This window comes from Tardiphaga sp. 42S5 (assembly GCF_034044155.1).
GTDB lineage: Bacteria > Pseudomonadota > Alphaproteobacteria > Rhizobiales > Xanthobacteraceae > Tardiphaga > Tardiphaga robiniae.
Genome location: NZ_CP139027.1, coordinates 2,978,514 through 3,002,254, shown reverse-complemented (window position 1 = coordinate 3,002,254; position 23,741 = coordinate 2,978,514). Strand labels below are relative to the sequence as shown.

Genomic DNA, 23,741 nt, shown 5'->3' with positions numbered 1-23,741 from the left:
ATTCTTATGCGCCGCACCCGCCAGAAGTCTCTGCAGGGAGCGCGGCATCGCAAGGACCGTACCCATGGCCAAATCCTCGAAGACCTCCGCCACCACCCGCACCGAAACCGACAGCTTCGGTCCGATCGAGGTCGCAGCGGATCGCTATTGGGGAGCGCAAACGGAACGGTCGCGACAGAATTTCAAGATCGGTCACGATCGCATGCCGATGCCGATCATTCGCGCGCTCGGCATCGTCAAGCTGGCAGCGGCCGAAACCAATCGCGAACTCAAACTTCTCGAGCCCAAGCTTGCAAAAGCCATTGTGAGCGCAGCGCGCGAAGTCATCGATGGGAAGCTGGATGATCACTTCCCACTGGTCGTCTGGCAAACCGGCTCCGGCACGCAGACCAACATGAATCTCAACGAGGTCATTGCCAATCGTGCGAACGAGCTTCTTGGCGGTGAACGCGGCGCGAAGAAGCCAGTGCATCCCAATGACCATGTCAACATGAGTCAATCGTCCAACGATTCGTTTCCGACTGCGATGCACATTGCGGCAACGCAGGGTATTGTTGAGTACCTCATCCCCGCACTAAGCGAACTACATGCTGCGTTGCGCAAGAAGGAAAAAGCCTTCGCAAAGATCGTGAAGATCGGACGTACGCATACACAAGACGCGACGCCGCTCACGCTCGGGCAGGAGTTTTCAGGCTATGCCGCACAGATCGAAAGCGGCATCAAACGCCTACGAAGCGTCGTGAAGGATCTCTACCCGCTCGCCCAAGGTGGAACTGCAGTCGGGACCGGCCTCAACTCCAAGCCTCGTTTTGCGAAGTTGTTCGCGAAGCACGCAGCAACAATTACCAAGCTGCCTTTCATCACTGCACCGAACAAATTCGAAGCACTCGCATCAAACGACGCCTATGTGTTTGCACACGGTGCGATCAACTCAGCTGCAACTAGTCTATTTAAGATTGCAAACGACATCCGATTGCTCGGATCTGGCCCGCGTTCCGGACTTGGCGAATTGATACTTCCGGAGAACGAGCCTGGCTCATCGATCATGCCTGGAAAGGTAAATCCGACACAATGTGAAGCAATGACAATGGTATGCTGTCAGGTATTCGGTAACCACACGGCAATTTCGGTGGCCGGCAGTCAGGGTCACTTCGAGCTCAATGTCTACAAGCCGGTGATGGCCCATTGCATGATGCAGTCCATTCAATTGATGGCAGACGTTGCGCGATCCTTCACAGAGCACTGCATCAACGGCATTCGCGCCGATGAAAAACGAATTCATGAGTTGATGGAACGATCACTGATGCTCGTGACTGCACTCGCACCGAAAATCGGTTACGATAACGCGGCGAAAGTAGCTAAGGTTGCTCATGCAAACGGAACGACATTGAAGGAGGAAGCGCTGCGGCTCGGTTTTGTTAGTGCAGCAGAGTTCGATCTTCTTGTTCAGCCGGCCAAAATGATACATCCTGGGTAAGCAAGAATATTTGCTCACAGCTTGTTGAGAATAACTCCAGAAGGAAATAGTTATAATTCATATCTGCTAAATGGTTAGAATGGTCGCATATCAGACGCGTTTTTCCTTGTGATACAGCAGAAGGTGATCTGGTTACGCTTCGTAGATGACTTCATTTTTCTGCGGAGCTTGTTTGGAACTACGGAGAATATTTTAGGATGGATACCGAAACCGAATTCACCCTCGTCTCGTACAACTACTGGATGGTGAAGACGACGTTTCCCACCCCATCATTTTGAAAGACAGGAGCGATCATGGGTGACCTGATCAATCTCAATCGCTTCAAGAAGCGCACTGCACGAGAGGAATCGGCAAAGCAAGCCGATATAAACCGTGTGCGCTTCGGACGAACTAAGTCAGAACGAACATTGCAGGAGCAGCGCACAGTCCGTGCGAACAACGTGCTGGATCAGCATCACATCGATGGCGAGGACGCATCATGAAATCGCCCGTAGTTAAGAGATCGATCGTTGTTGCGGGTCACAAGACCAGCGTGAGTCTCGAAGAGGCGTTCTGGAACGGCATGAAGGAGATTTCGAATCTTCGCGACATGACGCTTTCCGAGCTGGTTGGTGAGATCGACACAAACCGTCAGCAGGGCAATTTGTCGTCCGCGATTCGGCTGTTCGTGCTCGATTACTTCCGTACACGTGCCGTTCCGCAACAGCGGATGCCGGAGCACAATCTCTCGGCGTAAACACAGCCGACCTAAAGCGAATCGCTTCGCCGTCGGTCGTGTTTGCTGAGTCATCGTCAGAACGTCGGCCGCGCTGAACTCGCGGTCGGCGGTGTTAGTACTAGCGGAGGCGCAGGCCTCGGCCTTGGTGTGCGCGCAGCACCAGGTGCCGGATGAACTTCAATGGGTGCTGGCAGCGGCGCAACCTGCTGACTTGCAACAGGCGGTGTCGCAGGACGAGGCGTAGCAGCCTTCGGTGCAAGACGGCGCGGATCGCGACCGGGAAGAAGCACATCGGAGGGCGCAGAGGCTGTCGGTGGATCGCTCGCAGGCGTCTGCGTGTCGACGGGCAGCGAGGCGGACGGCGGAGGAACGGCAACGGGCACAGCCGCCGGTGGCAACTCACCGCGTTCAAGCGAATCAAGCCGGCGCGTCTCGCGATCGATTGCGCGCACTGCGAGCCAGGATGATAACGCCGCCACATCTAGCGTGCGATCAAGCTTGTCAGGCGTTCCCACCGCGAAGATCTGAACTTCCGGTCGAACGCTCGACGTCCCCGCGCTCGTGCCGGTCAATGTCGCGCGCATATCCACCTGGTCGGCAACGATGTCGTAACCTCCTGACACGATCGCACGCCCTCCTTCGCCATCGAGCGTCGTCGCACCAACGCGCAGGCGGCTGTCCTTGATACTGAACGGGACCTGCACCGAAGTTACGGACAATGCTCCGCCGGTGATCGCGGTATCGACGATCTGACGCAGCTTGGCGTCATTCGTGGCCTGCCCGGAATCGCTGGCGCGAATGGCAATGTCGAACGCGCGTGGATCGAGGCCATTGATGCGCGCCCCGTCGATCGTCAGCAATCCACTGCCGGACAATGCGCCTTCCAGAGCCGAGGCACTGCGCCCCTGACTGGCCAGCGTCATCCGCAGCGACGTCTTGCCCGCGGGCATTGTCAGAGAGCGATAGCGCAACGCCGCTCCATCTACGCCGGAGAATTGCACACGGGCGCCAAGCGCATATCCGGTGATCGATGGCTTGAGATCGACATCAGCCGTGATTTCGCCGCCACCGACAGACCCTTTGATCGTATCGATCGTCAGGGCCTGGCCATCACTCTTCACAGTGCCACTGATGGGACGCAATTCAACACCGCCAGGCAATGTCCCGCGCAGCGCCTGAAAGGCCAACTGCCCGCGCCATCCCTGCAGCACACCATGCCCGAGCGGATCCGTGGCGTCGCGACCTCTCGTGCCCACAGCGAGACCAAAGGCCGGTCCAAGTTCGATCGCATCCATGCCGATCTGACCATCAATGGCTTTCTCGGCACCGAGCGTCAGCGCAATACGGCCGCGCACGCGTGAGCCAGCCAGTGTGCTGTCGATATCCTCCAACGTAACTTTGTCGCCGTTCAATGTGAGCCGCGATGACAGGCTGACATTCTGCGCGGCCGTATCCGACGGCTTGAGAGCGACCAGCGGCGCCAGATTGGCGCGACGTATCGCAAGCGCGAGCGATGCTTTCGGTGATCCCGCCCAAGGTTCTGCACTACCCTGAACATCGGCATCGACATCCGCGCCGGACAGTTTTGCCGTGACGCGCAGCGGCGCGCGCCACTGTCCTTTTGCCGATCCTTCGAAATTCACAACGGCGTCGCTTGCGGCGATCATGTTATTCAGACCCAGCAATGCGAGAAGCGGTCCCCCCTGCCCGGCCAATTTGGACTCGAGTGCCATATCGCTGCGCGACAGCTCATTGAGGTCGACGTCACGCATCGCCGCTACGGGAGCAAATGCGGTCAGCGTCGTCGTCCCCTTCACTTGCGGTGTATCGATATCGAATACGGCGCGCGCATTTGTGCGATCGGCGCGTTGTTGATCCTTTGCCAGATCGAGCGACAGTTTGACGCGAACCGCGCCGGGCATCGCGGTCATGGCGCTGAGCCGCGACGCGACAGACGGCGCCAGCGGCGCGAGCATATTGCTGATCAGACTCATCGATGCGGATGTGGCGTTGAGTGTCAGTCCGCCCGTGGCTTCGATGCGATCGAACGAAGCGCGGCCGTCGAGCATCAGGCCGGTGGCTTCACCGACTTTGAAGCGATCGACCGAGATCATCTTTGGGCTGTAGGCCAGTTGCGCCACGAACGGGCGCATCTCCTGCCCGGCTGATACAGCACGCGTGATATCGAGTGACACCTGCCCTGCATCCGGCCACTCGGCCTGCGGCTCACCAAGCGATCGGATCAAGGCCACTGCCGCGTCGAGATCCAGCCTGTCAGCTTTCAGGTCCGCATCAAAGCGCGAACCGCCAGCGGCTGAGGGATACGAATATGCAGCACGGCCTTCGACCGTACCGCCGTCGATCTCCGCCTTGAGTGCCTCGATGGCCAAGCGATTGGACACCGAAGTGACATTGCCGCGAATGCGTAGCGGCTTCTGATTGCGCAAGCCAATGTCTGTTCGGCCCTTGAGCCACGCAGCAAGCATATCCGGATCGGACGATTCGACCGCGATGGCCCCCTTGAAGCCACCTGATGCACCTGGCTGTGCTGCTCCGCCGCTCAACGTGACGCGGGTCGCGCCTGGCGCACGAAACTCAAGACGATCGATCGTCCATGTCGCTGGATCACCGCGCAGATCCGCACCGATATTCTGCACAGGCTTTCCGCCGAGCATGATCTGCTCCACGCCGATCTCGATCTGTGTCGCCAAAGGCGCAGAAGGAATGCTCGCCAGCAGCCTGCGTAACACCGGCAACGGTGTGACGGCATCGTTGGTCGCTTGATCCCTGGAGAGCAGGCGATCGGCATCGAGCTGCTTGGCCGACAGCACTGCATGCAGCAGTGGCGATGTGCCAAAGCGCATGTCAGCAAGACCAGCGAACCTGAAAGCGGTCTCTTCCGCGCCATAGCTGGCTTCAAGCGCTTCCATATGCGCAGCCGCCGGGTCGGCCTTGACCTTGGCGAAGACGCGCCACGGCGTCGGCAGTTGATCGCTCACGCCATTCGCCTTCAGACCGGCCGGGCTTGCGAGAGTCAGTGCGCCATCGAAGCGTGGCGTGCGATTGTCGAAGTTGAGCACGCCATCGAGATCGACGGACAAGGGCTTCTCGCCGGGGTCCACAGTAAAACGAACGCGCGTGCCGTTGCCGTCGCCGGTCGGCCCGGAGGACAAACGGAACGGATAGCGCGCGCCCGACAACAGGAAATTGCCATCACCGCGCATGGCGCCGGCCGCCAATGAGCGAACATCGCCGCTGAAGGCGACGTCGTAGAGTTCGAGCGTGCTCTTGCTCGCCGCATCATGGAGCGCGACGCGACCGGTGATATTCAGCCGATCAATCGCGAGCGCGCCAAGATTGAATGGCCCGGTGGAAGCCGGAAGTTCGATACGCCCCTGCGCGTTGAGGCCGAGATCGACCGCAGCGCCGCCGATGGTGAGTTCTGTCGCGCGCCATTCGCCGCGCATCAACGAACTGAGGCTGAATTCCACATCGAGATTGTCTGCACGGATTCTGCCGAGATCATTGGGGCTTCCCACCGTGATCGATTGCAGCCGCAGCGAGGGCGCCGGTAGCAACCGCGCCTCCAGCCCGCCGCTGACGCGAACGGGCGCACCGACCACGCGCGTGGCTTCAGCCTCGAATTGCGGGCGGAACTGATTCCAGTCGACGAAATAGGGCCCGACCAGAGCAGCAACCAGCGCCAGGATAAATGCAATTGCCAGGCCGAGCAGTGTCGTCTGCACCGAATCTCCCCTCAAGCGCTCCGGCAGAATGTCCGCCTGCCTGCCAGGCAAAGTGCATTGCAGCACGTCACTGGGCAATACGCCTTACAGACGTTGCAGGGCCACGCAGAAATACGCGGGAACGCATCTATTTATAGAGCCAACTGTGGCGAAGTCACAGCACGCAATACATGGCCAGATCAGCCATCCCTCGCCATCCGCTTGCGGCAAATCGCCCGGCTTCGATCAAGTCGAAGCACCCTGCTCCAGCGGTTTTGCGACGCCATGGGCGCGGTGCAAACGTCCGGCCACCGCCCTCACCTTGCCCGGCGATGCCATCCAGACCGCGAAGGTCGCGAGGAAGCTGACTGCGATTCCAAGGGCAAATGCGGGCGTATAGGTACCAAAATGGTCGTGCAGGATACCCGTCACCAAGGGACCGGCGGCGCCGCCGGCCAGCGCAGCCAGCATGAGTGTGCCGAAAATGCTGCCGAAATGCTCGCCCTGGAAAATCTCGGAAACCACGGCGCCCATGATGGATGTCACGCCGTAGCCCAGCAGGCCCTGCGAGATCACCATGACATAGACGAGCGCCAGACTCGGCACGGATTCCAGTGCAATCAGGGACGCAAAGCAGATTGCGAAACCGACACCGCTGACGGTCCAGATCCATTCGCGGCCGATGCGATCGGACAGATGACCGAGAAATATCTGGCCGGGCACACCGAACAGACTGACCATACCGAGCGCCCAGGCGGCGACACCCGGCGTGAAGCCGATGTCGAGCAGATACTTGGTTTGATGAACCTGGACGGCATACCAGGCATACAGCCCACCGAACAGGCCGAGCGCCAGCCACCAGAACCGCGCCGTTCGTATGGCGCGTGCCAGCGTCCAGTCGATACTGGCCCAAACCGGGTCAACCACGTTGGATACATGCTTCGCCGACGAGGTCGGCGCCTGATCGCCATCCGGCAAGAGCCCCATGTCCTGCGGGCGTTTGCGCAGCAGCAGATTGATCGGCACGAGGACCACCAGCACCACCAGCCCGACGGCTGTGCAGGCGGTGCGCCAACCGGTCTGCTCGATCATCACCTGCACCCAGGGAAGCACGCTCACAGACCCGATGCCGACGCCGGCGAATGCGAGGCCGACCGCGAGGCCACGCTTGCGGCTGAACCAGTTCGGCAGAAACAGCGATTGTCCGGAATAGCCGAGGCAGACGCTACCTGCGCCGACCAGAACGCCGATGGTCATGTACAAATGCCACGGCTGCGTCGTCAGCGGCGCCAGCAACAAGCCGGCTGCCATCAGCACGGTGCCAAGTTCCATGACGGCTCGCGGGCCGCCGCGGTCCATCAGTCTGCCCATCAGCGGGCTCATGATCGCGGAAATCAGGAAGCCGAATGAAAAGGCACCGGCGGTGACGCCACGGTCCCAGCCGAACTCCTGGAGAATTGGCGGGAAGAACAGCGAGAACGATGTCCGCGCATTGACCCCGATGGCCATGGAAACGAACGTGACGGCGACGATGACCCAACCATAGAAAAACGGTAGCCGCATCGGATGATGCCTTTTTTATTGGACGCATTCTGCGTCAAAGCTTTTTGATTGCACCTTCCGTAACCGAAAAGCGCAATCCATGCTGGTATATAATTATATCTACAACTTTAAACTTTTTAAGAATAGTTAAGCATCGCCGCTGCTGCCGAATTTTCCCGTCCGCATTCGGCCTGACCGGACGCGGCAATCTGGCGTCACGCCGGCGGCAGGATTTTCCCGGGATTGAAGATATTGTCAGGATCAAGCGCCTTCTTGAGCGCCCGCATGGCGTCGAGCGCCTCACTGCCCAGTTCGGCCTGCATATACTTTTGCTTGCCTTGCCCGATGCCATGTTCACCTGTGCAGGTGCCCCCCATCGCCTGCGCCCGTTGAACGAGGCGGTGCATGAAGTCCTCCGCGCGGGCGACCTCATTGGCGTCATTGCGATCGCAGACCATCGAGCAATGAAAGTTGCCATCGCCGACGTGGCCGACGATGGGCGCCAACAGGCCGAGGCGTGCGAGATCCTCTTCGGTCGCAGCGACACATTCCGCGAGTTTGGAAATCGGTACGCAAACGTCGGTGGCCGCGACATCGGAGCCCGGTCGCATGCTCTTCACCGACCAATAGGCATCGTGACGGGCCTGCCAGAGCTTGGTGCGATCCTCCGGATTCGTCGTCCATGAGAAATCGCCACCGCCACATTCCAGTGCGATCTCGTGAAAATTTCGCGACTGCTCGGCCACTTCGGCCTCGCTGCCATGGAATTCCAGCAGCAGCAGCGGCGTTTCCGGCAGCGTCAGCTTGGAATAGGAATTACAGGCACGAACCTGCGCCTCATTCAGCAGCTCAATCCTTGCAACGGGAATGCCGGTCTGAATCGCGAGAATCGTCGCCTGACAGGCACCTGCCACCGTGGCGAACGAACATGACGCGGCAGCCATGGTTTCAGGAATGCCACGCAGCTTGACGGTCAGCTCGCTGATGATGCCCAGCGTGCCTTCGGCGCCAACGAACAGATGCGTCAGGTCATAGCCGGCAGAAGATTTCTTCGCGCGGGTGCCGGTCTTGATGATCTCACCATCGGCGCGCACGACTTTGAGCGCGAGCACGTTGTCGCGCATCGTCCCGTAACGCACCGCGTTAGTGCCGGAGGCGCGCGTCGACGCCATGCCGCCAAGCGACGCATCGGCACCGGGATCGATCGGGAAGAACAGGCCTTGATCGCGCAGATTTTCGTTGAGCGCCTTGCGCGTGACGCCCGGCTGGATCACGCAGTCGAGGTCTTCGCTGTGCACTTCCAAAATCTGGTTCATGTCGCGCATGTCGATGCAAATGCCGCCTGCCGGCGCATTGACCTGACCTTCCAGCGACGTGCCGGTGCCGAATGCGATCACCGGAACTTTGTTCGCTGCACAAATCCGGACTACGTCCTGGATATCCGCGGTTTCCTGCGCAAACACGACGCCATCCGGCGGCTGGTTGGCAAGCCATGTCGTGGTATGGCCATGCTGCTCGCGAACCGCCTGCGACGTCACCAGCCGATTGCCAAAACGCGCCGTCAGCGCTTCAAGCGCCGTGGCCAAGGCCTTCGGCTCCGGTCGTTTCAAATTGTTCGCAATGCTAGCCACAGCAGTCCCTCCGACGCGGCGGGACCGTGGCAAAGGTTGTATAACGGGTCAAGAGACGTGAGAGCGGGACAGGAATTACCGATGACTGAGCCAACCGACGATCTGCTGCAACCCGTCCCTTTCCGGGCGCATGTCATGCAGATCGAACCGCAATGGATCGACTATAATGGCCATCTCAACATGGCCTATTACAACGTGCTGTTCGACCGGGCGATCGACGACCTTTGGCTCAAGATCGGGATCGGTCCCGAATATATGAGGGGGCGCAACAACTCGACTTTCACGGCCGAATGCCATGTTCGCTATGTCAGGGAAATCCACCTCGGTGATCCCGCTCAGGTGTCGATCCTGGTTGTCGCTGCGGACGACAAGCGCATTCACACCTTCAAGGAGTTGCGCCACGCCACCGAGGGATGGCTGTCGGCGACGTCGGAAAACATGACGCTCCACATGGACATGACGGCCCGGAAGGTTGCGCCGTTTCCGCCTGATATCAGCGCCCGCGTGCAGGCGCTGGCCAATGCGCACCGATCCGTAGATCGCCCCGAGGGCATCGGCCGATCGATCGGGATGCCCTCGAAGAAATAACCGTCAGACGCGCGTGCGGCCGCGGACGAGGCCCACAACGGCCGAAATCAGGAACAGGACGATGGCGATGAAGAAGATCGCCTTGGCGATTTCGATGGAGGCGCCGGCGACACCGCCAAAGCCGAGAATGCCGGCAATGAGAGCAATGACGAGGAAGGTAACGACCCAGCTGAACATGGCACAAACCTCAGTTTTTGGTTTTTGACGCGGCATTCGCCGTCGCGCTTGATGCTGAAACAAGCCGGAGCGAAAACGAAAGTTCCCGACCCACGTACCGGCCAACATCACTGAAACGAGAGCGCTCCTGCGTGCCAACGGGCGTCAGATGAGCCCCATGCGGGGATAAGTCTGTCGCCAGAAGCCTCTCGCTCCTATATGCCCTCCTATCCTGCTAAGAAGGCTCCCCTTTAAGGCCCCACGGTGCCAACGTGGGCGGAATACGATTCGCATGAGTGACGCACGCAAAATGCCCGCCAACGATCTCCCTGCCTACCAACCGGCGGCGGGCGGCATTGGCGCGCGTGCGCGCGCTGCTGCGGCGCCAGCGGCACAGTATCTGAGCGGGCTCAATCCGGAGCAGCGCGACGCCGTCGAGACGCTCGACGGCCCTGTCCTCGTGCTCGCGGGTGCCGGCACCGGCAAGACCAAGGTTTTGACCTCGCGGATCGCCCATATCCTCAGCATGGGCCGTGCGCGGCCCGGTGAAATCCTGTCGGTGACCTTCACCAACAAGGCCGCGCGGGAGATGAAGCACCGGCTCGGCATCATGCTCGGCCAGGCGGTCGAGGGCATGCCGTGGCTTGGCACCTTCCACTCGATCGGTGGCCGCATCCTGCGCACCCATGCCGAACTGGTGCAGTTGAAATCCAATTTCACGGTGCTCGACACCGACGACCAGATCCGACTGCTCAAGCAGCTCCTGCAGGCTGACAATATCGACGACAAGCGCTGGCCGGCGCGAATGCTGGCCAACCTGATCGACGGTTGGAAGAACCGCGGACTAACGCCATCGCAGGTGCCGTCAGGCGAAGCCGCCGTGTTCGGCAATGGCAAGGGCGGCAAGCTCTATGCCGCCTATCAGGACCGGTTAAAGACACTCAACGCTGCGGATTTCGGCGACCTCCTGCTGGAATGTATCCGGCTGTTCCGCGAGCATCCGGATGTGCTGAAGCAGTATCAGCAACGCTTCAAATATATCCTCGTCGACGAATATCAGGACACCAACGTCGCGCAGTATCTGTGGCTGCGGCTGCTGTCGCAGGCGCCCGGTCAGCGCTTGCTGCCGGAAGCGGACGCCCCATCGGCAGACAGCAAACCGGCCGTGCCGCTCAAGAACATCTGCTGCGTCGGCGACGACGACCAGTCGATCTACGGCTGGCGCGGCGCCGAGGTCGACAACATCCTGCGCTTCGAACATGATTTTCCCGGCGCCAAGGTCGTCCGGTTGGAGCGCAACTACCGCTCAACCGGCCATATCCTTGCTGCGGCCTCGCATCTGATCGCACACAACGAGGGACGTCTCGGCAAGACGCTGCGCACCGAGGACGTCGATGGCGAGAAGGTCACCGTCACCGGTTCGTGGGATTCAGAAGAAGAAGCCCGTGCCATCGGCGAAGAGATCGAGCAGTTGCAGCGCGAAGGCAATAAGCTCAACGACATCGCCATTTTGGTGCGCGCCTCGTTCCAGATGCGCGAATTTGAAGACCGCTTCGTCACGCTCGGCCTGCCCTATCGGGTCATCGGCGGCCCGCGCTTCTATGAGCGCGCGGAAATCCGCGATGCACTGGCCTATCTGCGCGTGATCAATTCGCCGGCCGACGATCTCGCCTTCGAGCGCATCGTCAATGTGCCCAAGCGCGGCCTCGGCGATGCCACGGTGCAGATGCTGCACGATCATGCCCGCCGGCGTCGCATTCCGCTGTCGGAGGCTGCACGTCAGGTTGTCGAGACTGACGAGATGAAGCCGAAGGCGCGCGGCAGCCTGCGCGACCTGATGATGAGCTTCGAACGCTGGCGCAAGCAAAGCGAAGTGATGCCGCATACCGAACTCGCCGAAGTCGTGCTCGACGAGAGTGGCTACACCGACATGTGGCAGAAGGATCGCTCCGCCGATGCTGCCGGCCGCCTTGAGAACCTCAAGGAACTGGTGCGCTCGATGGAGGAATTCGAGAACCTGCAGGGATTCCTCGAACACATCTCGCTGGTGATGGACCGCGAGGGCGGTGCAGACGAGGATGCCGTGTCGGTGATGACGCTGCATTCCGCCAAAGGCCTCGAATTCGACAATGTATTTTTACCCGGCTGGGAAGAAGGCCTGTTTCCGCATCAGCGCGCGCTCGACGATCAGGGCCGCGCAGGATTAGAAGAAGAGCGCCGCCTCGCCCATGTCGGCATCACCCGCGCACGCCGCCGCGCCAAACTCTATTTCGCCACCAACCGGCGCATTCACGGCACCTGGAACACGACGATGCCGTCGCGTTTCCTCGATGAATTGCCGGCGGCCAATGTCGAGATCACGGAATCAAAGGGCGGTTCGGGCTGGGGCGGCGCAGGCGGCTACGGCGCATCACGCTTCGACAACGTGGAATCGTTCGGATCGAGCTATTCGACACCGGGCTGGCAGCGCGCGCAGGCCAACCGCTCGCGCGGCGGACAGGGCGGCAGCGGCTTCAGCGAAGGCCAGTCGCCTTTCGGCGGCTCTTCTTCATCGCGAAACAAGCGGCCGATGACTATCGAGGGCGAGTTGATCGCGAAGTCCACCGGCACGGAGTCCGACTTCACGCTGCAGGATCGCGTCTTCCACCAGAAGTTCGGCTACGGCAATGTGACCAAGATCGACGGCAACAAGCTCACCATCGTCTTCGAGAAGGCGGGGGAGAAGAAGGTCGTCGACAGTTTCGTGGAACGTGTCTGACAATGCCGGTCTATATTGCGCTCATTCAGAAGGACGCCAGCGGCACCTTCAACGTTTCCTTTCCCGACCTGCCCGGCATCGTGACCGCCGGAGACACCCTCGATGAAGCCATCGAGGAAGCCGAGGAAACGCTCGAATACGCGGCCGGAGACTGGCGCAATCCGGACGGCTCGAGCGGCCTTCCGACGCCGCGCACCATCGAGCAATTAACCAGCGACCCTGCATTTGCCGATGCGGCCGACGGTGGCACGATTGTCGAGATCGACTACGAAGCCGCAGAATAGCCCTAAAATCGCCTGTTCCGCGATTGCGCCGGCGCATCTGCATTCCTATGTACGCACCCCGCGCCCGACAAAGCCGTTTCGGCTGCGCCGTTCGTGCGTCCCGGTATGACCGCCCGGTCCTCTGCCTTCCCCTTTTCGAACGATCATATCGCCGATGTCACCCATCATTTCCGTCTCCAATCTGACCAAGAGCTATGCCTCGGGCTTTACGGCCCTGAAGGGTATCGACCTCGATATTAACCGCGGCGAGATCTTCGCGCTGCTGGGGCCGAACGGCGCTGGCAAGACGACGATGATCAGCATCATCTGTGGCATCGCCAATGCCACCTCCGGCAAGGTCATGGTCGATGGTCACGACATCGCCCGGGACTATCGCGCCGCGCGGTCGCTGATCGGGCTGGTGCCGCAGGAACTGCACACCGACGCCTTCGAATCGGTTTGGGCCACGGTCAGTTTCAGCCGCGGCCTGTTCGGCAAACCGAAGAACCCGGCGCTGATCGAGAAAATCCTGAAAGACCTCTCGCTGTGGGACAAGAAGGATAACAAGATTATCACGCTGTCCGGCGGCATGAAGCGCCGCGTGATGATCGCCAAGGCGCTGTCGCACGAGCCGCAAATCCTGTTCCTCGACGAGCCCACCGCCGGCGTCGACGTCGAATTGCGCAAGGGCATGTGGGAAGTCGTGCGCACGCTGCGCGCTGCCGGCGTCACGGTCATCCTCACCACGCATTACATTGAAGAAGCCGAGGAGATGGCCGACCGCATCGGCGTCATCAACAAAGGCGAGATCATCCTGATCGAGGAAAAGACCAAGCTGATGGAGCAGCTCGGCAAGAAGCAGCTCAAGCTGTATCTGCAAGGCAAGGTTACGGAAATTCCAGCCAGCCTGGCTCACTACAACCTCGAACTGGCAGCGGACGGCCATCAGTTGATCTACAGCTACGACACCAAGAGCGAGCGCACCGGGATCACCAGCCTGCTCGGCGATCTCCGCGAATCCGGCATCCGCTTCTCCGATCTCGACACCACACAGAGCTCGCTCGAAGACATCTTCGTCAGCCTGGTGAGGAAGTAACATGAACTTCAGAGCTGTCCGCGCCATCTATCTGTTCGAAATGGCGCGCACCTGGCGCACCGTGCTGCAGAGCATCGTTTCGCCGGTGATTTCCACCTCGCTGTATTTCGTGGTGTTTGGCGCCGCGATCGGCTCGCGCATCACCTCCATCGAGGGCGTCAGCTACGGCACCTTCATCGTGCCTGGTCTCGTGATGCTGTCGGTACTCACGCAGAGCATTTCCAACGCCTCGTTCGGCATCTACTTCCCCAAATTCACCGGTACGATCTATGAATTGCTGTCGGCGCCGGTGTCTTACGTCGAAGTCGTGCTCGGCTATGTCGGTGCTGCTGCGACCAAGTCGATCCTGCTGGGCCTGATCATTCTGGCCACCGCCGGACTGTTCGTGCCGCTGCACATCCTGCATCCGTGGTGGATGCTGACCTTCCTGGTGCTGACGGCAGTGACGTTCAGCCTGTTCGGCTTCATCATCGGCATCTGGGCTGACGGTTTCGAGAAACTGCAGGCGATCCCGCTGCTGGTGGTGACGCCGCTAACCTTCCTGGGCGGTAGCTTCTACTCCGTCAGCATGCTGCCGTCGGGTTGGCGGACCGTCACGCTGCTCAATCCGGTCGTGTATCTGATCAGCGGCTTCCGCTGGAGCTTCTATGAGATCTCCGACGTCAGCGTCGGCTGGAGCATCGGCGTAACCTGCATGTTCCTGGTGATCTGCATGTTGGTCGTCTGGTGGATTTTCAAGACCGGCTACAAACTGAAAAACTGAAATCGCTGATAACAAAAATGGCCCGGTTTGAACCGGGCCATTTTCATTTCAAATCAATATCCGCTTAGCGATAGCAGCGGAATTTGCCATGGCGGTTGTAATAGCCGCGGCACTGTGTCCGTCGACCTTCTGGAATTCCAAGTACACCCTTCACGCCGCCCACGGCCGCGCCGACGCCAAGGCCAACTGCGCCACCGACCACACCGCCGACCGGTCCGGCGGCGCGATTGCCGTCACGGTAACCTTGATTGGCCCCCTGCTCACCACCCCGAAATACGCCCTGCGCCTGCGCAAAATGCGGCATGGCGACCAGAGCCAGCACGCCCGCGGCGAATGCCAGGCGGGTCTTCATCGACGAACTGATCGGCAACACAGCGGTCTTAACGGTCATCTGGAGCTTCCCTCTGAGCGACGAGAATTCGCCGCTTGCGATTGTGGGACGGCAACGCGCGACCTAGGAACCGGTTCCATCTGCCTTCATGAGAAGCTTCCTATCGCGCATCCTCGGGTCGGGCCGAGCCCTCTTTCGGCCCGGTCGCCGCCTTGGTGCCGCCTAGCCCAACATTAAGGATGCACGAAACTGTCACTGGCACCCGGGCCGCCCCATATGCATATTGGAGGCGGGACGGTAGGCGGTACAACAGGTTACGGCCCGGAGGCCAAGGTAAGATGCGTTCGTTTTATATGACCCTTGCAGGTCTCGCTGTTTTCGCCGCTACCAGCACTGCGCAGGCCAAGATCGCCATTACCGTCGACAAGGATGCCCAGCAGCTGACCGTCGTTCAGGACGGCGTCGAGAAATATCGCTGGCCGGCCTCGTCAGGCATTCCGTCCTACGAGACCCCGAATGGCAGCTTCCAGACATTCCGCATGGAGGAGGATCACTTCTCCAAGGAATTCGACGATGCGCCAATGCCCCATGCCATCTTCTTCACCAAAAAGGGCCACGCCATCCACGGCACTGATTCCGTGAACCGCCTGGGCTCGCCGGCCTCCCACGGCTGCGTGCGACTGTCGCGCGAGAACGCCGCAACATTGTTTGCCATGGTCAAGGCTGACGGGGTGCTCAACACCACCGTCACGCTGACGGGCTCCTCACAGGTCGCCCTCGCCCGCAACCCGCGCCCGGCGAAGCCGTCTGCCGTCGCCCGCCGCGATATCGCTCCTGCTTCACCGTCGTATGACGCCGCCGGCAATCCCATGGATCTCACGCCGCAGGCCGTGGCACCGAACCGCCGCGTCGCACGTCAGGTACAGCCGACGGATGACGATCGTTACATCTATCCGGCCGATGGCAATGACGGTCAGCGTTATCCGGCCCCTCCCGGCTATCGCCGCATGACGGAAGCCGAGACCCAGCAGTATTACGCCAATCGCGGCTATTATAGCCGGCAATACCCGCCGCAGGCCTCCGCGCCGCGGCCGTATCAGCCGCGTGGCTTCTTCGGCGACTACTGAGGGGTTAGTTGTCCCCGTCCCGTAGCCGGCGCCACACGGCGCCGAGCACGTTGGAATAATCGTCGGTCCAGACCCGCTGATCGTCGTTCGCCTCGGTCAGGGCCCATTGCGATGACGTCGCGATCGAGCCGACATCGGCGGCGTCATGGGCCGAGATGACCACGTTGGTCGAGAAGATATATTCGTTGTCGCGGCCGGAATCCTCCGAATACACCCAGCTCTTCATGTCATTGGCGTCGGCGATGCCGACCACGACGCTGGCGAGTTCGAGATGCCGGTTCGACACATGCATGACGACGGCGCCCTGCGGGGCGAGCTTTTCCTTGTAGATCTCCATCGCCTCCTCGGTCGCCAGATGGATCGGGATCGCGTCCGACGAATAGGCATCGACGATGATGAGATCGTAGACGCCGTCAGGCTCCTTCGCGAAGGTCAGCCGCGCATCGCCGATCACCGGCTTGACGTCCGGCTCGCACTTCTGGATGTAGCTGAAATATTTCGGATCCCTGGCGGTATCGACCATCGACTGATCGATCTCGAAGAATTTCCAGTCCTCGCCCGGCGCTGATGCACAGGTCAGTGACCCCGAACCAAGTCCGATCACTGCCACGCGAAGCGGTGCCCCCTTGCGGGCCCGTACCGCCGTGATCGCCTGCCCGATGCCGCCGTCCTTGTAATAATAGGAGATCGGCTCCGGCCGGCCGGTCACCGGCGTGCCATCGTCATTAAGATATTTCTCGGCGCCATGGATCGTCGTGCCATGCATCAGCACGTGATACTGGTTGTTCGGCGTCACCACGATCTTGTGCACGCCGAAGAAACTACGCACGGTTTCGACCCGACCATCGTCCGCCGGGTAGAAACGGATCAGCGCCAGTGCGAGGACCGTGATGGCCACGAGCTTGAGCCGGTCGGCGCGTAGCAGGATCGCAACGATCATGCCGACGACAGCAACGGTGCTAACGACATAGACGCGCTGGGTATCGATCCACGTGAACAGCTTGCCGGTCGTGTAGCTCGGCACGATCAATGCGACGGCGGCAACCACGAGCGCGATCCAGTACCAGCGCGCCCAGCCGGAATAGCGCTCCGGCAAAGACGGCCGACACAGCACGGCAAATGCAATCAGGATCGGATATTCTGCGATCCATGAGAATGTGAACGGCGCGATGAGGCCGGCAAACAGACCGCCAACCATACCGCCAAACGACAATGCGACATAGTAGCCCGTGAGATAGCGGGCTGCAGGACGCTGCCGAGCCAATTCACCATGGCACGCCATGGCGATGATGAAGAAGGCCAGCAGATGGCCGCCGAGCGTCAGCAGCAGATTCTGTTCGCCGCCAACCGCGAGCAACACGATGACGCCGGCAATCGCCAGCGGCTGCAGCATGAGAATCCACGTATGCGGCAGCAGCGGCCGCGACTGGAACACCAGCACCCAGGTCAGCAGATAAAGCGACAGCGGCAGCACCCAGAGCAACGGCGCGGCGGCAACGTCGGTCGAGATATGCGCAGTGACGGCGATCAGCAGGCCGGACGGGACAGCCGCGAGGAATATCCAGCGGGCACGCAGCGCCCAGCTCGGCGCCGGCGCGTCGATGGCATCAGCCCCCGGTTCAATGACCGCAATCGGCGGCGACTTCAGTAGCAAGACGCCGCAGCCGGCGATCAGCAGGATCAGTAGGCCATAGCCGGACGTCCAGATCAGGTTCTGCGTGCGCAGCGAAAACATCGGCTCCAGCAGCACCGGATAGGTCAGCAGCGCGAGAAAGCTCCCGATATTCGACGACGCATAGAGGAAATACGGATCGTGACCGTTGGGATGACCGGTGCGTACGAACCAAGCCTGCAGCAGTGGATTATTCGCAGCAAGCGCAAAGAACGGCAGACCGATCGACACCGCGAACAGGCCGAGCAGCCAGAACGCATAGCCACTCTCCGGCGGCGTGCCCCAGCCCGATGCGATGGACAGCGGCAGCGTCAGCAGCGCAACAACCAGCAACAGGAGATGAACGACGATCGGCACCAGCCGGCTTCGCAATTGCATCAGGTAGTGGGCGTAGGCGTAGCCGCCGAGCAGCAGCGACTGGAAGAACACCATCGCCACCGACCACACCGCCGGCGACCCGCCGAGCCGCGGCAACACCATCTTGGTGAACAGGGGCTGCACCGAGAATAACAGCAGCGCACTGGTGAAGATCGCCGCGGTGTAAACCACCAGAAGAAGCCGATTGCGGGAGGCCGAGTTTGGGGCGGCGACGGGCTGCGACGAACTCATGAAGGCTCCAGCGTATTGCGCGGCAGAAAGGCGAGAATCCGGCCGGCGACCGGCGGGCGGGAATGGAGCATATGGCACCGTTTCGGGCAATGCGCGCTAACTATGGAACCACAATCGTGACGGGCGGCCTTGTGCCGCGCGCGCGCCTCTTCGATAAAGAGGGCCCTATTTTCGTTTGACGCGTTTTCTTCATGCGAACCGGTCGCCGCTTCGCGCGAAAACGCTCTAGCAGGCTTTGTTGAAGCGGACATGTCAGACACCGACGTTTTGATCATCGGCGCCGGCCATAACGGCCTCACTTGTGCGGCCTATCTCGCCATGAGCGGGTTGCGCGTGAAGGTGGTCGAACGACGTTCCGTGGTTGGCGGCGCCGCGGTGACGCAGGAGTTTCACCCCGGCTTCCGCAATTCGGTCGCGGCCTACACTGTCAGCCTGCTCAACCCGCAGATCGCCTCTGATCTGAAGCTCGCTGAACACGGCCTGCGGATCGTCGAGCGCAAGGCGCAGAATTTCATTCCCGCGCCGGACGGCAGCTATCTCCTCACAGGCGAAGGCCGCACGCAACAGTCGGTTGCCAAGCTCAACGCGCGCGATGCCGAGCGGATCGGCGCGTTCTCGCATGAGCTCGAAATCATCGCCGATGTGTTGCGCGCCTTCGTGCTGCGCGCGCCGCCGAATGTGGTGCAGGGTATTGGCTTGGGCACCATCAGCGAGGCCATCAATGCTCTGGGCACTGCCAAGATTCTGAACGCCCTGAGCATCGAGCAACAACGCGTCTTGCTCGATCTGTTCACATGCTCCGCCGGCGAGATGCTCGACGACGTTTTCGAGCATGATCTGGTCAAGGCATTGTTCGGCTTCGATGCCGTCGTCGGCAACTATGCCAGCCCCTATGCCGCCGGTTCGGCCTATGTGATGCTGCATCACGCTTTTGGCGAAGTGAACGGCAAGAAGGGTGTCTGGGGTCACGCCATCGGCGGCATGGGCGCGATCACGCAGGCCATGGCCGCTGCCGCACGCTCGCACGGCGTGCAGATCGAACTCGACAACGGCGTGCGCGAAGTCCTCGTGGAGAACGACAAGGTCGTCGGCGTCATCCTCGACAATGGCGAGAGTATCCGCGCGAAATATGTCGCCTCCAACGTCAATCCGAAGCTGCTGTATACACGGCTGATGCCGGCGGATGCGCTGCCCAAGCCGTTCCTCGATCGCATCCGCAACTGGCGCAATGGCTCCGGCACGTTCCGGATGAATGTCGCGCTGAACGCGCTGCCCTCATTCACCGCACTGCCCGGCAACGGCGATCATCTCTCGGCCGGCATTATCATCGCGCCGAGTCTCGACTACATGGATCGCGCCTGGTTGGATGCGAAGCAACGTGGTTGGAGCCGCCAGCCGATTGTCGAAGTACTGATCCCCTCCACTCTGGATGACAGCCTCAGCCCGCCGGGCCAGCACGTCGCCAGTCTCTTTTGCCAGCATGTTGCGCCGACACTCCCGAACGGCGCATCGTGGGATGACCATCGGAACGAAGTCGCGGACCTGATGATCAAGACCGTCGATGACTATGCACCGGGCTTTGCCGCCAGCGTGATCGGCCGGCAGGCGCTGTCACCGCTCGATCTGGAGCGCGACTTCGGCCTGCTCGGGGGTGACATCTTCCATGGCGCGCTCTCGCTGAACCAGCTGTTCTCGGCCCGCCCGATGCTCGGCCATGCGGATTATCGCGGGCCGCTGAAGGGGCTCTATCACTGCGGCTCCGGCGCGCATCCCGGCGGCGGCGTGACGGGCGCGCCTGGCCACAATGCGGCCAAGGCGATCCTCAGGGACCACCGGGCGCTGTTCGGCTGAGGACATCCTGTGGATAAGCCTGTGGATAAGCCTGTGCATAGGCAGTGGATGGGTCCTGAACAAGCCTGTGCGGAAGCTCGGGAGTACAGCGGTATAATCGGCTCATAACCCTGTGTGCGGCCGGTGTATCGACCCTGTATCCCCGCGGGGATAAACCCTGTACGAAGCGCGCCTAAGCTGTGCAGACCCTGTTCACGACGCCGATCCGGACCCGCGATGACCGCACCTCAAGGAACCAGCCGCGCCACCTTTGCCGTCGGCGACGAATTCAGTGCCAAGCGAATCGTCGATCTCCTCACCGAGAGTTTCGAGGAAGGCCAGGCCGCGATTGCTGCATTCGAGAGCCCCGAGGGCCGCTGGGATGTCACCGTGCATTTCGCCGATCCGCCGGACGAGGCCTCGATCCGCGACCTCGTCAGCCTCGCCTCGGACGACACCGTGGCGGCGAGCATCGTGTTCGACAGCATCGAGGCCAAGGACTGGGTCAAGGAGAGCCTCAAGGGTCTGGTGCCAGTGCGCGCCGGCCGCTTCATCGTCCATGGCCAGCATGACCGGGACCAAGTACGGCCCAATCAACTCGGGATCGAGATCGAAGCCGCACTCGCTTTCGGCACCGGCCATCACGGCACCACGCGCGGCTGCCTCATCTATCTCGATTATGTGCTGCGTGCGAAAGCGCCGAAACGGATGCTCGATCTGGGTACCGGCACAGGTGTGCTGGCCATCGCTGCTGCCAAGGCCACGAAACGCCGCGTGCTGGCGACCGATATCGACCCGATGTCTGTGAGGGTGGCACGCGAGAATATGCGGCTCAACGGCGTCGGTAATCTCGTCGATACTGTTTGCGCAACGGGCTTTTCCTCGCCGGCTTTCGGCGATCGCGCGCCGTTTGACCTGATCCTCGCAAACATCCTCGCCAATCCGCTGCGGGCGATGTCCACAGATATGACACGACACCTCACCCGCAATGGCATGGTGATCCTGTCCGGGCTGTTGCCACATCAGGCGATGAGCGTGATCGCCGCGTATCGCGCCCGCGGTCTTGTGCTCCGCAAGCATCAGATCATCGAAGGCTGGAGCAGCCTGTTGATGCAACGCGCAGGCTGACACGCCTTTCGCCATTTTCCGAACTCCGGAATAACGACGGGCTATCTGGCTAAAGCTGACGGCTGATTTTGCTACTTCGGGGGAGGCACGTCGCGGCGACGAAGCGTTGCATTTTCCAGCCGCTCGGCGCGCGTCACGCGGGCTTCGACGAAACGGCCCAGAATCTGGACGATGCCGCTACGTTGATTTGGCTGATTGGGCTGGGTTTGGGTGGACTGAATCTGCTGGGTGGGCTGGGAATGGCCAGGCGAGGCGGGCGGCGAAATCTTCTCGAACGTAAAAGCAGGCATTGTGTATCCCCTCTTCGTTGAGTTGAGACACTCTGGATGGCCAAGCATCGCCCCGACAACACAAGTCGGGGGACATTGTTCCATCCGGTTGAACGCAACTGCCAAATTTCAAGCATAACTTGTGCCAAATCTGCGCAACCCTGCCCCTCGATTGCAGGCCTGACAGCGCACCCATAGGATGATCGCGCGATGTTCGAAGCCCATTTCCAGACGTTTGAAGAGCCCGAAAGCGGCGTGGCGCTGACTGCGCGGCTGGCTGCATTTCGCGAGGAATTGCTGCGCCGGAAACTGACAGGCTTCGTGATTCCCCGCGCCGATCAGCAGCAGAACGAATATGTGCCGCCCTCCGACGAGCGGCTCGCCTGGCTTACCGGCTTCACCGGATCGGCCGGCATGGCGATCGTGCTGCTGCAGGAGGCCGCCGTGTTCGTCGACGGCCGCTATACGCTGCAGGCGGCCAAACAAGTTGATGTGAATGCGTGGAGCATCCAGTCGCTGGTCGAGCCGCCGCCGGAGAGCTGGCTCACGGATCACCTCAAGCCCGAAGATCGCCTCGGATTTGATCCGTGGCTGCACACTTCTGCGGCAGCAGAGCGGCTAGCTACCGCCTGCGCCAAGGCCGGCGCCGAACTCGTCGCGGTCGACAGCAATCCGCTCGATTCGGTGTGGGCCGAGCGCCCGGCGCCGCCGCTCGGCGCGGTATCGATTCACCCGCTCAACCATGCCGGCGTTTCCGAAGCCGACAAGCTCGCCCAGATCCGCGGCGAGATGGAGCGCCTGCGCGTCGATGCGCTGGTGCTTTCGGATTCCCACGCGGTGGCCTGGACCTTCAACATCCGCGGCGCGGACGTCTCCCATACGCCGCTGCCGCTGTCCTATGCGCTGGTACCGAAACACGGCCGGCCGCAGATTTTCATCGACCACCGCAAGCTCTCCAACAGCACGCGCAACCATCTGGAAGTCTCGGCCGATGTGCAGGAGCCGGATGCGCTGACATCGGCGCTCACAGAGCTCGCTGCCTCCGGCGCGTCCATTGCGCTCGACAATGCGACCGCCGCCGATGCACTGAGCCGCTTGATCACAGGCGCGGGCGGCAAGCCCGTGCGCGGCAATGATCCCATCGCTCTGCTCAAGGCAGTGAAGAATCCCGTCGAGATCAAGGGCACACAGACCGCGCATCGCCGCGATGCTGTGGCGCTGGCGCGCTTTCTCGCCTGGATCGACCGCGAGGCGCCGAAGGGCAAGCTCACCGAGATTGACACCGTCGAGGCGCTGGAGACATTCCGCCGCCAGACCGGCGCGCTGAAGGATGTCTCGTTTCCGACCATTGCCGGCACCGGGCCGAACGGCGCCATCGTGCATTACCGCGTCACCCGCAAGACCAATCGCCGTATTGCGCTCGGCGATCTGTTGCTAATCGATTCCGGCGCGCAATATGAGGACGGCACCACCGACGTCACCCGCACCATTGCGATTGGCGAGCCGACTGACGAGATGCGCGACCGCTTCACCCGCGTGCTACGCGGCCATATCGCCATTGCGCGCGCGGCGTTTCCCGATGGCACCACCGGCGCACAACTCGATACGCTGGCGCGCCAGTTCCTCTGGCATGCCGGCCTCGACTTCGCCCATGGCACCGGCCACGGCGTCGGCAGCTATCTCTCGGTCCACGAAGGCCCTGCGCGGATCTCCAAGCTTGGCACCACGCCGCTCAAGCGCGGCATGATCCTCTCCAATGAGCCCGGCTACTACAAGACCGACGCTTTCGGCATTCGCATCGAGAATCTCGAACTGGTGGTCGAGGCCCATATCGAGGGCGCCGAGCACCCGATGAATGAATTCGAAACGCTGACGCTGGCGCCGATCGACCGCCGGCTGATCAATGCGCATCGCATCAGCAAGCGCGAACTGAAATGGATCAACGACTATCACGCCCGCGTTCGCCGCGAGGTGATGCCGCTGCTCGACGATGAAGCGACGCGCGTCTGGCTCGAAGCGGCGACCGAGCCGCTGACACAGCCGCAATAGCGAGAGAAC

19 protein-coding genes are annotated in these 23,741 nt (G+C 61.2%); 12 read left to right on the top strand and 7 right to left on the bottom strand.

Annotation, left to right across the window (positions count from 1 at the left end):
• Window positions 1–64 precede the first annotated feature (64 nt).
• The 3 genes from fumC to SFY93_RS13975 all read left to right on the top strand — a co-directional run bounded on the left by fumC (window position 65) and on the right by SFY93_RS13975 (window position 2,213).
• Window positions 65–1,477 carry a class II fumarate hydratase gene (gene fumC, locus SFY93_RS13985; RefSeq protein WP_320447535.1) on the top strand — a complete coding sequence of 471 codons (1,413 nt, stop codon included), beginning with the start codon at window positions 65–67 and terminating at the stop codon, window positions 1,475–1,477.
• Between the two features lie 293 nt (window positions 1,478–1,770).
• Window positions 1,771–1,959, top strand: coding sequence for a DUF4169 family protein (locus tag SFY93_RS13980; RefSeq protein ID WP_116660764.1), 189 nt, complete (start codon window positions 1,771–1,773; stop codon window positions 1,957–1,959).
• A complete protein-coding gene (locus tag SFY93_RS13975) occupies window positions 1,956–2,213 on the top strand; it encodes a ribbon-helix-helix domain-containing protein (protein ID WP_068734045.1) in 258 nt (85 codons plus the stop codon). Before SFY93_RS13980 ends, SFY93_RS13975 begins: the two co-directional genes overlap by 4 nt.
• A gap of 56 nt (window positions 2,214–2,269) precedes the next feature.
• Here the strand turns inward: SFY93_RS13975 and SFY93_RS13970 are convergent, their stop codons facing one another.
• The 3 genes from SFY93_RS13970 to SFY93_RS13960 all read right to left on the bottom strand — a co-directional run bounded on the left by SFY93_RS13970 (window position 2,270) and on the right by SFY93_RS13960 (window position 9,093).
• Entirely contained in the window at window positions 2,270–5,941 is a 3,672-nt protein-coding gene (locus tag SFY93_RS13970; RefSeq protein WP_320447534.1) for an AsmA family protein, read from the bottom strand.
• A 225-nt stretch (window positions 5,942–6,166) separates the two neighbouring features.
• Entirely contained in the window at window positions 6,167–7,483 is a 1,317-nt protein-coding gene (locus tag SFY93_RS13965) for an MFS transporter (RefSeq protein ID WP_320447533.1), read from the bottom strand.
• A 194-nt stretch (window positions 7,484–7,677) separates the two neighbouring features.
• On the bottom strand, window positions 7,678–9,093 hold the full coding sequence (locus SFY93_RS13960; RefSeq protein WP_320447532.1) for an FAD-binding oxidoreductase: 1,416 nt from the start codon (window positions 9,091–9,093) through the stop codon (window positions 7,678–7,680).
• An 81-nt stretch (window positions 9,094–9,174) separates the two neighbouring features.
• Between SFY93_RS13960 and SFY93_RS13955 the strand changes: the two genes are divergently transcribed.
• Complete coding sequence (locus tag SFY93_RS13955) at window positions 9,175–9,681, top strand: thioesterase family protein (protein WP_320447531.1); 507 nt, start codon at window positions 9,175–9,177, stop codon at window positions 9,679–9,681.
• 3 nt (window positions 9,682–9,684) lie between these two features.
• Here the strand turns inward: SFY93_RS13955 and SFY93_RS13950 are convergent, their stop codons facing one another.
• Window positions 9,685–9,858 (bottom strand): DUF1328 domain-containing protein, encoded by a 174-nt coding sequence (locus tag SFY93_RS13950; RefSeq protein WP_309946607.1) that lies wholly within the window; start codon window positions 9,856–9,858, stop codon window positions 9,685–9,687.
• Between the two features lie 271 nt (window positions 9,859–10,129).
• Between SFY93_RS13950 and SFY93_RS13945 the strand changes: the two genes are divergently transcribed.
• From SFY93_RS13945 to SFY93_RS13930, 4 genes are all read left to right on the top strand, one after another.
• The gene (locus tag SFY93_RS13945; RefSeq protein ID WP_320447530.1) at window positions 10,130–12,595 is read left to right on the top strand and encodes an ATP-dependent helicase; all 2,466 of its coding nucleotides are present in this window, start codon (window positions 10,130–10,132) and stop codon (window positions 12,593–12,595) included.
• Between the two features lie 2 nt (window positions 12,596–12,597).
• Window positions 12,598–12,879: a type II toxin-antitoxin system HicB family antitoxin gene (locus SFY93_RS13940; RefSeq protein WP_089268248.1), complete on the top strand. Its 282-nt coding sequence runs from the start codon at window positions 12,598–12,600 to the stop codon at window positions 12,877–12,879.
• A gap of 154 nt (window positions 12,880–13,033) precedes the next feature.
• The gene (locus SFY93_RS13935) at window positions 13,034–13,954 is read left to right on the top strand and encodes an ABC transporter ATP-binding protein (protein WP_089268247.1); all 921 of its coding nucleotides are present in this window, start codon (window positions 13,034–13,036) and stop codon (window positions 13,952–13,954) included.
• 1 nt (window position 13,955) lies between these two features.
• Window positions 13,956–14,717 carry an ABC transporter permease gene (locus SFY93_RS13930; protein ID WP_093760486.1) on the top strand — a complete coding sequence of 254 codons (762 nt, stop codon included), beginning with the start codon at window positions 13,956–13,958 and terminating at the stop codon, window positions 14,715–14,717.
• A 64-nt stretch (window positions 14,718–14,781) separates the two neighbouring features.
• On the opposite strand, the gene SFY93_RS13925 is transcribed toward SFY93_RS13930, so the two are convergent.
• Entirely contained in the window at window positions 14,782–15,108 is a 327-nt protein-coding gene (locus SFY93_RS13925; protein WP_089268246.1) for a hypothetical protein, read from the bottom strand.
• Between the two features lie 278 nt (window positions 15,109–15,386).
• Between SFY93_RS13925 and SFY93_RS13920 the strand changes: the two genes are divergently transcribed.
• Window positions 15,387–16,175 (top strand): L,D-transpeptidase, encoded by a 789-nt coding sequence (locus SFY93_RS13920; RefSeq protein ID WP_320447529.1) that lies wholly within the window; start codon window positions 15,387–15,389, stop codon window positions 16,173–16,175.
• Window positions 16,176–16,179: 4 nt separating this feature from the next.
• On the opposite strand, the gene SFY93_RS13915 is transcribed toward SFY93_RS13920, so the two are convergent.
• Window positions 16,180–18,456 (bottom strand): spermidine synthase, encoded by a 2,277-nt coding sequence (locus SFY93_RS13915; RefSeq protein ID WP_320447528.1) that lies wholly within the window; start codon window positions 18,454–18,456, stop codon window positions 16,180–16,182.
• Window positions 18,457–18,705: 249 nt separating this feature from the next.
• Here SFY93_RS13915 and SFY93_RS13910 point away from each other — a divergent pair, with 249 nt between their 5' ends.
• Window positions 18,706–20,307: a phytoene desaturase family protein gene (locus SFY93_RS13910; protein ID WP_320447527.1), complete on the top strand. Its 1,602-nt coding sequence runs from the start codon at window positions 18,706–18,708 to the stop codon at window positions 20,305–20,307.
• Window positions 20,308–20,523: 216 nt separating this feature from the next.
• A complete protein-coding gene (locus tag SFY93_RS13905) occupies window positions 20,524–21,414 on the top strand; it encodes a 50S ribosomal protein L11 methyltransferase (protein ID WP_320447526.1) in 891 nt (296 codons plus the stop codon).
• A 71-nt stretch (window positions 21,415–21,485) separates the two neighbouring features.
• On the opposite strand, the gene SFY93_RS13900 is transcribed toward SFY93_RS13905, so the two are convergent.
• Window positions 21,486–21,704: a hypothetical protein gene (locus tag SFY93_RS13900; RefSeq protein WP_320447525.1), complete on the bottom strand. Its 219-nt coding sequence runs from the start codon at window positions 21,702–21,704 to the stop codon at window positions 21,486–21,488.
• Window positions 21,705–21,893: 189 nt separating this feature from the next.
• On the opposite strand from SFY93_RS13900, the gene SFY93_RS13895 reads away from it, so the two are divergent.
• Complete coding sequence (locus SFY93_RS13895; protein WP_320447524.1) at window positions 21,894–23,732, top strand: aminopeptidase P family protein; 1,839 nt, start codon at window positions 21,894–21,896, stop codon at window positions 23,730–23,732.
• Window positions 23,733–23,741 lie beyond the last annotated feature (9 nt).

What these genes read in the sequence shown, in the direction of transcription:
- fumC (WP_320447535.1), top strand. Translation starts at nt 65, where the DNA reads ATGGCCAAATCCTCGAAGACCTCCGCCACCACCCGCACCGAAACCGAC.
- SFY93_RS13980 (WP_116660764.1), top strand. Translation starts at nt 1,771, where the DNA reads ATGGGTGACCTGATCAATCTCAATCGCTTCAAGAAGCGCACTGCACGA.
- SFY93_RS13975 (WP_068734045.1), top strand. Translation starts at nt 1,956, where the DNA reads ATGAAATCGCCCGTAGTTAAGAGATCGATCGTTGTTGCGGGTCACAAG.
- SFY93_RS13965 (WP_320447533.1), bottom strand. Translation starts at nt 7,483, where the DNA reads ATGCGGCTACCGTTTTTCTATGGTTGGGTCATCGTCGCCGTCACGTTC.
- SFY93_RS13955 (WP_320447531.1), top strand. Translation starts at nt 9,175, where the DNA reads ATGACTGAGCCAACCGACGATCTGCTGCAACCCGTCCCTTTCCGGGCG.
- SFY93_RS13950 (WP_309946607.1), bottom strand. Translation starts at nt 9,858, where the DNA reads ATGTTCAGCTGGGTCGTTACCTTCCTCGTCATTGCTCTCATTGCCGGC.
- SFY93_RS13945 (WP_320447530.1), top strand. Translation starts at nt 10,130, where the DNA reads ATGAGTGACGCACGCAAAATGCCCGCCAACGATCTCCCTGCCTACCAA.
- SFY93_RS13940 (WP_089268248.1), top strand. Translation starts at nt 12,598, where the DNA reads ATGCCGGTCTATATTGCGCTCATTCAGAAGGACGCCAGCGGCACCTTC.
- SFY93_RS13935 (WP_089268247.1), top strand. Translation starts at nt 13,034, where the DNA reads ATGTCACCCATCATTTCCGTCTCCAATCTGACCAAGAGCTATGCCTCG.
- SFY93_RS13930 (WP_093760486.1), top strand. Translation starts at nt 13,956, where the DNA reads ATGAACTTCAGAGCTGTCCGCGCCATCTATCTGTTCGAAATGGCGCGC.
- SFY93_RS13925 (WP_089268246.1), bottom strand. Translation starts at nt 15,108, where the DNA reads ATGACCGTTAAGACCGCTGTGTTGCCGATCAGTTCGTCGATGAAGACC.
- SFY93_RS13920 (WP_320447529.1), top strand. Translation starts at nt 15,387, where the DNA reads ATGCGTTCGTTTTATATGACCCTTGCAGGTCTCGCTGTTTTCGCCGCT.
- SFY93_RS13915 (WP_320447528.1), bottom strand. Translation starts at nt 18,456, where the DNA reads ATGAGTTCGTCGCAGCCCGTCGCCGCCCCAAACTCGGCCTCCCGCAAT.
- SFY93_RS13910 (WP_320447527.1), top strand. Translation starts at nt 18,706, where the DNA reads ATGTCAGACACCGACGTTTTGATCATCGGCGCCGGCCATAACGGCCTC.
- SFY93_RS13905 (WP_320447526.1), top strand. Translation starts at nt 20,524, where the DNA reads ATGACCGCACCTCAAGGAACCAGCCGCGCCACCTTTGCCGTCGGCGAC.
- SFY93_RS13900 (WP_320447525.1), bottom strand. Translation starts at nt 21,704, where the DNA reads ATGCCTGCTTTTACGTTCGAGAAGATTTCGCCGCCCGCCTCGCCTGGC.
- SFY93_RS13895 (WP_320447524.1), top strand. Translation starts at nt 21,894, where the DNA reads ATGTTCGAAGCCCATTTCCAGACGTTTGAAGAGCCCGAAAGCGGCGTG.